This window comes from Phormidium sp. CCY1219 (assembly GCF_055795085.1).
The window spans coordinates 1-995 of sequence record NZ_JAYFEQ010000705.1; the positions used below are offsets into that span (position 1 = coordinate 1).

Annotated in this window: 1 protein-coding gene; it reads right to left on the minus strand. The window is 49.6% G+C overall.

What is annotated here, in order from left to right:
• Nucleotides 1-995, minus strand: a 995-nt coding sequence (locus AC0QH1_RS20810; protein WP_324633228.1) for a tetratricopeptide repeat protein, incomplete at both ends; no start/stop codon positions are given.

Below are 995 nucleotides of genomic sequence, written 5' to 3' on the forward strand. Positions count from 1 at the left end.
TTCTCATCTTGCAAGGCGGGAAAAGGTACTAAGAATAAAGAGTCGTGGGGAACGAAGATGACTTTATCCGTGGGGTTGGTAGGGAGTAAATCGGCAATGGGTGCGATTAACAGTTGATGCAGTTGGTGTAATTCCCGGTTCTCTCGCTGGCGGGTGGGACGAGTTTGCTGTTGTGCCGCCTGCTGATTAAAGGTAAAAGACCGTTCGCTGCGAACTTCCGTGGTTCCATCAACACTTTGAGCAACGGTGATATTCTGACGACAGACCTGGTTATCGAAGCAACGGGCATCGGCAATTCCTTTCGCTAACCAAGTATCTTGCTCTTGCCATAAGGGTTTGAGGTCAGTGCGACGGAAACCGATTTCTCCTGTGGGTTTGATGACCCAGATATACAGTTCCGATTCGTTCAATCGCTCAACCTTGCCAACTTGAAACGCTTCACGAACGTAAGAATATTGGACAATCGTGGCATTTTGGGCAGCAGCAATTTGTTTAATGTGAGTGATATTGGCCGGGGTGACAGTGAGGGCGTTGTCTGGGGTGTCGGCGAGTCTTTGGGCGAGCAATTCTACAAAAGCGCGGGCGCGTCCCCGTTCGGAAATTTCTAAGGCGGTATCGGTTTTATTTTGGGCAATCAGGACGGCTTGCAGGAGTTCGTAAGTGGTTTTCTGTCGTTCAAATAGGGAGATTTTTTGCGCGTCAGTTAAACCAAGGCGCAATTGTTCCCGCACTTCAATGGCTGCCAAGAATTGTTGCTCCGCTTCGGCGTATTCTCCCAGACTCTCGTAAACAACTCCCAGGTTGCCAAGGGTGATGCCTTCCCCCGCTTTGTCGCCGAGAAGCCGAGCTATCTCTAACGATTGCAGGTAGTATTGCTCTGCTTCGGCGTATTCTCCCAGGTTCTGGTAAACATTTCCTAGGTTGTTGAGGGAGATGCTTTCCCACGGTTTGTCCCCAATTTCTCGTGCTATCTCTAACGATTGCAGGAAGTATTG